Below are 8,301 nucleotides of genomic sequence, written 5' to 3'. Positions count from 1 at the left end.
CCGCATGCAACGCGCCGCCGGATCGCGCGGGCATTGGCGATGCTGCGCGACAAGAAGATGGAAATCCCGGCCAAGAAGCACGACAACATGCCGCTGTGAGCGCTGGGAGCGTTTAATGGGGCCAACTTCGTCAAGCGCGATGACCGCCGGTCTTCGGCGGTTTAAGGAGTATCCTCACCGAACAATTGCGATCGTTTATGATTTTGACGGGACGCTATCACCTCAGAGCATGCAGGACTATACGGTCTTCCCGGAGTTAGGGATCACGCCTTCTGAGTTCTGGCGCGAGGTTAAGGCAGTGACGACCTCGAACCAAGCCACCGAAGTCCTCACTTATATGAGGCTTATGGCCGAGCGAATCATCCAAGGAGATCTGAAGATTGATCGGGAGCGGCTCAAAAGCTTGGGTGCAAAAGTACCTTACTTCCCCGGTGTGGAAACTTGGTTCGACCGTGTCGATAATTTTGTGAAAGATGAGACCGCTGGCTATGTAAAAGTACGCCATTACATAGTTTCGTCCGGTCTAAGAGAGATCCTGGAAGGCGTCTCAATTGCATCGAAGTTTCACGCGATTTTCGCTTCACAGTATCACTTCGATTGTTTCGGGCGGCCGACGTTTGTGGACCGAGTTATCACCGACGTTTCGAAAACTCAGTATTTATTCCGAATTAATAAGGGGGTTGAAGACTTGTCCAAGCAAGTGAACGACCATATGCCAGAGTCTGATCGCCCAATTCCATTTTCTAATATGATTTACATTGGAGACGGCGACACAGATGTGCCGTCTATGGCGGTTACCCGCAAAAATGGAGGGCATGCGTTTGCTGTGTACTCTCCCGGTGAGAGCTCTGCTAAGTGCGAAACGTTGTTTAAAGCAGGACGAGTTGATGCTTTCTTCGAGGCAAACTACTCTAAGAACACTCGGCTGGAGATTTTCTTTAAAGGAGCATTGAAGAAAATGTTCGGCGATATTCGATATCGCGCGATGATGTATACGTTTGAAGAGGAGGTGGTTGGAGGAAAAGCGTTGGAAGCCTAGCGCGGCTTCGATTGTGTCGTGGTTTTGATGGTTGATGTATATAGCGTTGTATTACGAGCGTAGTCTGGATGCACGCGGCTGTTTTCAGGTTTATTGCGCGGCGGCTCTCATGAAAGCTTGTTTATCGCGTCTATTTGTGCAGCCTTCGCCTTGACCTGCTTGATCCGCTTCAACTCTTCCGCGCTCTGATCCTCCGCCACTTCCAGGTCATACTGCGCCTGAAGATTCATCCAGAACCCTGGCGTCGTGCCGAAGTACTTCGCCAGACGTAGTGCCGTGTCGGCGGTGACGGGCGTTTCTTGGCGGGCGAGGCGTTCGATGCGGGTTCGCGGTACGCCGCAGGCTGCGGCGACTGCGTAGGGCGTCAGCTGCATCGGGGCCAGAAAGTCTTCGCGGAGGATTTCGCCGGGGTGAACCGGAGGAAGCTTCTTTGTCATGTTTCCCTCCTCAGTGATAATCAATGATATCGACGTCCTCGGGGCCCGCATTCGTCCAGCGGAAGACGATGCGCCATTGGTCGTTGATCCGGATCGAATGCGAGCCTCTCAAGGCGCCTTTCAGAGGCTCCAGTCGATTGCCCGGCGGGACGGCAAGATCATCGAGAGCGCCGGCCGCATTCAACTGAACGAGTTTCCGCCGAGATACGGAAACCAGATCGGCCGGAAACCCTTTTGGCGCCCGGCGCTCGACCAAAATCGCCTGCGCGAACTTTCCTCGAAAGCTGCGGATCATGCAGCCGCTCCCGCGAGACGCTCAACGTATCGTGATACGATACGTTCGTCAAGGCACGCATGCTGGGTGGAGCGGGGTTGTCCTCGTTGCAAGACGCTCGCTTCTTCGTCAAAATCCCGCCGTTGCGTCCTCACAGGTCCTGCATCCATGATCCGTCTCGTCCTCGCCGTGCCGCTGCTGACGTTGGCGACCATGTTCGCCCATGCCGAAGAGCAGATGCTGCTGACGCCGCCGAAAGGGTTCAAGGTTGTGGCGGAGACCGGCAGCGACAGAACAAAGACCACCGTGCTGGTGCCGCAGGGGCAGAGCGTGGCGAATTGGACCGAGAAGCTGTCGACCCAGGTGCTGTTCAAGCAGGCCGATGAAGCGCCGGAGGCGTTTCGGGCGCGGGCCGAGAAGGCGGCGCTCGCCGAGTGTCCGGGGGCGAGCTTCGAAAAGCTGAAGGGCGGCACCGAGAATTTGTATCCGGTCGCGGCCTGGATCGAGACCTGTCCGAAGCCGAAGGACGGCGCCGGGCCGCTGCAGACCTGGACCAAAGCGGTGCAGGGCCGCGAGAACTTCTACGTGCTGCAGAAGGCGCACCGCTTCACGCCGGACGCCAAGCAACTCAAGGCGCTGACCAGGCTGTTCGATGCGTCACGGGTCTGCGATACGCGCGTGCCGGGGCAGCGCTGTCAGCAGAAATAGCGCCGCGCGATCCGGAGGTCTGATCCAGATCAGGTCGGCGCGGTTGTAGACGTGCTACGAAGGCTGCGGGGAAATCCGGCGCCTCGGCCACCGGTGAGAGTCGCGGGCCCGGCTGACTGCGTTCATCGGAGCGAGGCGACATGACGGTTCCGTGGCATCTTGTTGGACTGGCCTTCCTGGTCTGCCTCGCCGTCTCGGCAGCCGGCTTCCGCCGGGTCTATTACTTCGTCAGCCTGTGCTACGCAGGCGCGATCGCGGCGCAGGGTCTCGTCTTCATGCTGGTGTTCTCCGCCAGCATCGAAGGATGGGTGCTGCTGATGATGCTGGCGCTGCTGGCCTACGGCGTTCGTCTCGGCGCGTTCCTGGCGATGCGCGAGCGCAATCCGATCTACGCCAGTGAACTCGGCCGCGCGGAAAGACGCACGGCGGATGTTCAGCTGTGGCAGAAGGCGGCGATCTGGCTCGGCGTCAGCCTGCTGTTCACGTTGCTGGCCCTGCCTGCGCTGCTTGCCGCTTCGTTGCAGGCGGAGGGCGTCTGGCCAGCCTCGACGCCGCTCGGTGTCATGCTGATGACCGCCGGCCTAGTGATCGAGAGCGTCGCCGACTGGCAGAAATACAGCTACAAGCAGGCCAACCCGGCGCACTACTGCGATATCGGGCTGTATCGGATGGTGCGCTGTCCGAATTATTTCGGCGAGATGCTGTTCTGGTTCGGCGTCTGGGTCGCGGGTCTTTCGGCCTACACCTCCGCGGCGGCGTGGCTGCTGACGACGCTGGGGCTGCTGTACATCCTCGGCCTGATGACGGCCGCTGCGGCGGGGCTCGAGCGCAAGCAGGACGATCGCTACGGCGCGATGCCGGAGTATCAGGAGTATGTGCGGACCGTGCCGATCCTGTTTCCGATCACGACGCTCTACACGCTGCGCAGGTTGCGGCAGGCGTTCGGCCGATAAAGCGGGCGATCGTCGGCCGTCCTGAAAGCAAAAGCCCCGCCGAAGCGGGGCTCGAATGCTCGTTGAACGCTGCCGATCAGTAACGGCGCAGGCAGCGGCCGCCGCGCCAGAAATAGCCGGGCGGGCAGGCGCGCGGCGCGACGACGCGCGGCGGAACCACGACCACCGGCGGGCGGCGATACATCGGGCGGCAGCGGCCCATCGGTCCGCGCGCCCAGCCCGGGCCGCAGCCCTGCGCCACCTGGATCACATCGGAGCCGTTGCTAGCACCGAGCGGCGCGACCGGCATGGCGTTTGCGGCGCTCGCGCCGGCGAGTGCGGCAGCGAAAGCGGCGGCTGCGATCAACATCTTCATCGGATTTTCCCTCGTTCGGCCGCAGACGCGGCTGCTGAAAGTCCGCACGCTCGCGCGTACGTTTGCCCCGAGCCTCGCCTATCCGATTCAGCGTAAACACAAAATGAACAACTTGCAGGATTGGGAGCTTCGCATTCATGCAAAGCAACGCGGCGAATGCCAGTACATTCGCCGCGCGTCTAAGAGCAGATCGCGGGCCGTTACTTCGGCCAGTTGTCCCGGTGGATCTCGCTGCCGCTCGGCTGGTTCGAAGGGGGCGAGGCCGTTTGGGCTGGTGAGGGTGCTGCACCGGTGGTGGTTCCGGGAGCGGCATTGCTGCGCGGTCCCGTATCGCTCGCCGCCGGAGTGGCCTGCTTGGCCTGTGCTTCCTGGGCCGCCGGGCTCGGCGGCGTGTCCGGCACGGTGGTCGCCACCGGCGCCGTCTTGGGATCGACCGCCGTCGAATTCATGCCGTAGAAAACGGCGCCGAACAGCAGCGCGATCACTGCCGCGAAGGCAATGATCCGGCCGGTCCCGATTCGTCCTTCTCGCAGTTCCGGATCGGCCTGCAGATCCGAATCGAAGCGCGATGAGTCGCGGGGCTCGGAACGATATGGATCGTTCGGGTCTTGCGGATTTCCTTGCGCCATGCAGTTCCTCCTTTCCGTCCCGGGTCAATCCCGCCCGGCCTGATCAGTTCCGCGTTGTTCGCAAACGCAACGTGGACGACACGATCGTTCTTGCAGGCCGCGGCCCACGCACGAAACCGCAAGCCAGCTCGCTGAGCTGGAACGAAAGCTGCAAATCTACGGAGCTGGCCAGCGCCGGAGTTTTTTGTGATGCGCCAGCGACATAAACCGGCATAGACTGATTCCAAAGACCGCAGCAGCGGCAACGGTTGCGCGGTCGAAACGCCTTATGAGGGCCGTATGGGAATCGACCAGGGACCGATCAGTCTCGATCAGAAATACACGCAGCATTCAGGCCACATCTTCCTCACCGGCATTCAGGCGCTGGTGCGTCTGCCGATGGCGCAGGTCCGGCGCGATCGCGCCGCGGGACTCAACACCGCCGGCTTCGTCACCGGCTATCGCGGCTCACCGCTCGGCGGCTACGATCAGCAGCTGATTTCGGCACGACGTCATCTCGAACAGTACAACGTCAAATTTCAGCCCGGCGTGAACGAGGACCTCGCGGCCACCGCGATCTGGGGCACGCAGCAGCTCAATTTGTCGCCCGGCGCGCAATACGACGGCATCACCGGCATTTGGTACGGCAAGGGCCCCGGCGTCGATCGCTGCGGCGACGTCTTCCGCCACGGCAATGCCGCCGGCTCGGCGAAGAACGGCGGCGTGCTGTGTCTCGCCGGCGACGATCACGGCGCCAAGTCGTCGACTGTGCCGCATCAGTCGGACCACGCCTTCATCGCGGCGCTGATGCCGTATCTGTATCCGTCCTCGATCCACGAGATCATCGAGATGGGGCTGCTCGGCATCGCGATGTCGCGCTACTCCGGCTGCTGGGTCGGCATGAAGGTGATCACCGAGACGGTGGAGACCACCGCCGAGATCAATCTCGCCGACGAGATGACCCCGTTCGTGATCCCGAGCGATTTCGAGATGCCGCCCGGCGGCCTCAATCTGCGCTGGCCCGACGATCGCTACGATCAGGATCGGCGGCTGCAGGACTACAAGGGCTTTGCGGCGATCGCCTTCGCCCGCGCCAATAAGGTCAACCGCGTCACCATGGACTCGCCGAACGCGCGGTTCGGCATCATGGCATCGGGCAAGAGCTACGAGGACGTGCGCCAGGCGCTGCGCGAGCTCGGCATTGACGAGCAGGTCGCGGCGCGGATCGGCCTGCGGCTCTACAAGATCGGCATGCCGTGGCCGCTCGAGCCGGAAGGCGTGCGCGAGTTCGCTCGCGGGCTCGAGGAGATCTTCGTGATCGAAGAGCGCCGCGAGATCGTCGAGAACCAGGTCAAGCAGCATCTGTTCGGCTTGCGCGAGCGTCCGCGCGTGATCGGCAAGATGGATGAGCATGACCACCGGCTGTTGCCGTTCGCCCAGGAGCTGAGCGTTGCCAAGGTCGCGACTTCGGTGGTCGATCGGCTGCTGGCAATGGAGATCGATCCGACCATCGCCGAGATGCTGCGCGCCAAGGCCGACTGGTTCCACGGCCGCGACGCCTCGCAGGTGCAGAACGTCGTGCCGCTGGTGCGCACGCCGTATTTCTGCTCGGGCTGTCCGCACAACACCTCAACCAAGGTGCCCGACGGAAGCCGCGCGCTGGCCGGCATCGGTTGTCACTTTATGACGCTGTGGATGGACCGCAACACCGAGACCTTCACCCACATGGGCGGCGAGGGCGTGCCGTGGGTTGGCATCGCGCCGTTCACCAACGAGAAGCACATCTTCGCCAATCTCGGCGACGGCACGTACTTCCATTCCGGCTCGCTGGCGATCCGGCAGTCGATCGCCTCCAAGGCGAACATCACCTACAAGATCCTGTACAACGACGCGGTGGCGATGACCGGCGGTCAGCGCCACGACGGCGATCTGTCGCCGCAGCAGATCACTTACCAGCTTCACTCCGAAGGCATTCGCGACATCTATCTGGTGTCGGAGAATCCCGATGCCTATCCGGCGGACAGCATCGCGCCCGGCACGCGGACGCGGCATCGCGACGAACTCGACGCGGTGATGAAGGAATGCCGCGACATCAAGGGCGCCTCTGCCATCGTGTTCGTGCAGACCTGCGCGGCCGAAAAGCGCCGCCGCCGCAAGCGCGGTACGCTGGAAGATCCGGCGCGTCGCGTGATGATCAACGCGGCGGTGTGCGAAGGCTGCGGCGATTGCTCGGTGCAGTCGAACTGCATCTCGGTCGAGCCGCTCGAGACCGAGCTCGGCCGCAAGCGCACCATCAATCAGTCGAGCTGCAACAAGGATTACTCCTGCCTCAAGGGCTTTTGTCCGTCCTTCGTCACCATCGACGGCGGCAAGCTGCGCAAGCGCGCGGCGGTCGATCTCGGCTCGCTGGGCGATCTGCCGGAGCCGGCTGCGCGCCCCGCCCTCGTTAAGCCCTATAACATCGCGGTCGGCGGCGTCGGCGGCACTGGCGTGCTGACGATCGGCGCGCTGCTCGGCATGGCGGCGCATATCGAAGGCAAGGCCTCGATGATCCTCGACATGTCCGGCCTCGCGCAGAAGGGCGGCGCGGTGCTGAGCCATGTGCGGCTGTCCGAGAAGCCGGAGGAGGTGACCTGTTCGCGGATCGTGACCGGCTCGGCGGACGTGCTGATCGTCGCCGACGAGGTGATGGCGATTTCGAAGGAGACGATCTCGCTGTGCGATTCCGGCCGCACCCACGGCGTCGTCAACACGCATCTGATCCCGATCGCGGACTTCATCCGCAATCGGGATTTCGATTTCCAGACCCGCAAGGTCAACAGCGTGCTGACCGCGGCGCTGACCAAGGACTCGTCGTTCCTCGATTTCACCAAGGCGGCCGAGACGCTGCTCGGCGACGCCATCGCCACCAACATGATGATGATGGGCTACGCCTATCAGCGCGGTCTGCTGCCGCTGTCCGCTACGGCGATCGAGCAGGCGATCGAATTGAACGGCGTGTCGATCAAGATGAACACGCAGGCGTTCCGGCTCGGCCGTCTCGCCGCCGCGGATCCCGAGCGGCTCGCGACGCTGCTGCAGGGCGCCGAGGCGACGACTACGCCGAAGACCCAGGGCGAGATGTCGCTCGAAGAGATCATCGCTCATCGCACCGCCATGCTCACCGACTATCAGGGCAAGCGGCTGGCGAGGCGCTACGCCGATCTCGTTGGCAAGGTTCGTGCGGCCGCCGATGCGGGGGGCTACGACGAGGCGCTGTCACGCGCGGTGGCAATCAACTACGCCAAGCTGCTCGCCTACAAGGACGAGTACGAGGTGGCGCGGCTGCTGACGCTGCCGTCGTTCGAACAGCAGATCAAGGATCAGTTCGAAGGCGACTACAAGGTCAGCTTCAATTTGGCGCCGCCGATCCTGCCCGGTAACGACGTCACCGGCCGGCCGAAGAAGCGGCAGTTCGGCGAGGGCATGCGGCCGGTGTTCCGGACGCTCGCAGCGCTGCGGTTCGTCCGTGGCACGCCGATCGACGTGTTCGGCTATCACCCCGAACGCAAGCTCGAGCGGCAGCTGATCGCGGACTACGAGAGGGACGTCGCCAGCGTGCTGCAGCATCTGTCGCCGGCAACGGTGCACACTGCCATCGACCTGCTGTCGATGCCCGATCTGATCCGCGGCTATGGCCCGATCAAGCAGAAGTCGGTCGACGACACCGCGCCGCGCTACGCCGAGCTGCGCGCCAACCTCCGCGACCCGCAACCCGCGCCGCCACGGCAGATGGCGGCGGAGTAACTCAACAAAAATTCCGTGCCCCGGACAAAGTCCGTCGCAACGCGACGGACTGCAGATCCGGGGCCCCGGTTTTCCAAAGCATCAGAAGGCACCGGGGTCCCGGATCTGCGCAGCATCGCTGCGCGCTGCTGCTTGTCCGGG

General features: G+C 62.9%; 8 protein-coding genes. 4 read left to right on the top strand and 4 right to left on the bottom strand.

Annotation, left to right across the window (positions count from 1 at the left end; all coding sequences use genetic code 11):
* Positions 1-115: 115 nt before the first annotated feature.
* Positions 116-1,039, top strand: a complete 924-nt coding sequence (locus IP86_RS23570) for an HAD family hydrolase (RefSeq protein ID WP_054164870.1) — start codon at positions 116-118, stop codon at positions 1,037-1,039.
* A 107-nt stretch (positions 1,040-1,146) separates the two neighbouring features.
* On the opposite strand, the gene IP86_RS23565 is transcribed toward IP86_RS23570, so the two are convergent.
* Entirely contained in the window at positions 1,147-1,476 is a 330-nt protein-coding gene (locus IP86_RS23565) for a HigA family addiction module antitoxin (protein ID WP_054164869.1), read from the bottom strand.
* A 10-nt stretch (positions 1,477-1,486) separates the two neighbouring features.
* Positions 1,487-1,771 carry a type II toxin-antitoxin system RelE/ParE family toxin gene (locus IP86_RS23560; RefSeq protein WP_054164868.1) on the bottom strand — a complete coding sequence of 95 codons (285 nt, stop codon included), beginning with the start codon at positions 1,769-1,771 and terminating at the stop codon, positions 1,487-1,489.
* A gap of 147 nt (positions 1,772-1,918) precedes the next feature.
* Here IP86_RS23560 and IP86_RS23555 point away from each other — a divergent pair, with 147 nt between their 5' ends.
* Positions 1,919-2,458, top strand: coding sequence for a hypothetical protein (locus IP86_RS23555; RefSeq protein WP_054164867.1), 540 nt, complete (start codon positions 1,919-1,921; stop codon positions 2,456-2,458).
* A gap of 140 nt (positions 2,459-2,598) precedes the next feature.
* Positions 2,599-3,411 (top strand): DUF1295 domain-containing protein, encoded by an 813-nt coding sequence (locus tag IP86_RS23550; protein WP_054164866.1) that lies wholly within the window; start codon positions 2,599-2,601, stop codon positions 3,409-3,411.
* A 76-nt stretch (positions 3,412-3,487) separates the two neighbouring features.
* Here IP86_RS23550 and IP86_RS23545 read toward each other — a convergent pair whose 3' ends face one another.
* Positions 3,488-3,766 (bottom strand): GCG_CRPN prefix-to-repeats domain-containing protein, encoded by a 279-nt coding sequence (locus IP86_RS23545; RefSeq protein ID WP_054164865.1) that lies wholly within the window; start codon positions 3,764-3,766, stop codon positions 3,488-3,490.
* Between the two features lie 200 nt (positions 3,767-3,966).
* Entirely contained in the window at positions 3,967-4,395 is a 429-nt protein-coding gene (locus IP86_RS23540) for a hypothetical protein (RefSeq protein ID WP_054164864.1), read from the bottom strand.
* A gap of 279 nt (positions 4,396-4,674) precedes the next feature.
* Here IP86_RS23540 and IP86_RS23535 point away from each other — a divergent pair, with 279 nt between their 5' ends.
* The gene (locus IP86_RS23535; protein ID WP_054164863.1) at positions 4,675-8,160 is read left to right on the top strand and encodes an indolepyruvate ferredoxin oxidoreductase family protein; all 3,486 of its coding nucleotides are present in this window, start codon (positions 4,675-4,677) and stop codon (positions 8,158-8,160) included.
* Positions 8,161-8,301 lie beyond the last annotated feature (141 nt).

Source organism: Rhodopseudomonas sp. AAP120, assembly GCF_001295845.1.
Lineage (GTDB): Bacteria > Pseudomonadota > Alphaproteobacteria > Rhizobiales > Xanthobacteraceae > Rhodopseudomonas.
The sequence above is the reverse complement of the archived record's forward strand: the minus strand, read 5'-3'. Positions and strand labels throughout refer to the sequence as shown.

Bases quoted from the DNA above. Each gene is read 5' to 3' on its own strand.
- IP86_RS23570 (WP_054164870.1), top strand. From the start codon at position 116: ATGGGGCCAACTTCGTCAAGCGCGATGACCGCCGGTCTTCGGCGGTTT.
- IP86_RS23565 (WP_054164869.1), bottom strand. From the start codon at position 1,476: ATGACAAAGAAGCTTCCTCCGGTTCACCCCGGCGAAATCCTCCGCGAA.
- IP86_RS23560 (WP_054164868.1), bottom strand. From the start codon at position 1,771: ATGATCCGCAGCTTTCGAGGAAAGTTCGCGCAGGCGATTTTGGTCGAG.
- IP86_RS23555 (WP_054164867.1), top strand. From the start codon at position 1,919: ATGATCCGTCTCGTCCTCGCCGTGCCGCTGCTGACGTTGGCGACCATG.
- IP86_RS23550 (WP_054164866.1), top strand. From the start codon at position 2,599: ATGACGGTTCCGTGGCATCTTGTTGGACTGGCCTTCCTGGTCTGCCTC.
- IP86_RS23545 (WP_054164865.1), bottom strand. From the start codon at position 3,766: ATGAAGATGTTGATCGCAGCCGCCGCTTTCGCTGCCGCACTCGCCGGC.
- IP86_RS23540 (WP_054164864.1), bottom strand. From the start codon at position 4,395: ATGGCGCAAGGAAATCCGCAAGACCCGAACGATCCATATCGTTCCGAG.
- IP86_RS23535 (WP_054164863.1), top strand. From the start codon at position 4,675: ATGGGAATCGACCAGGGACCGATCAGTCTCGATCAGAAATACACGCAG.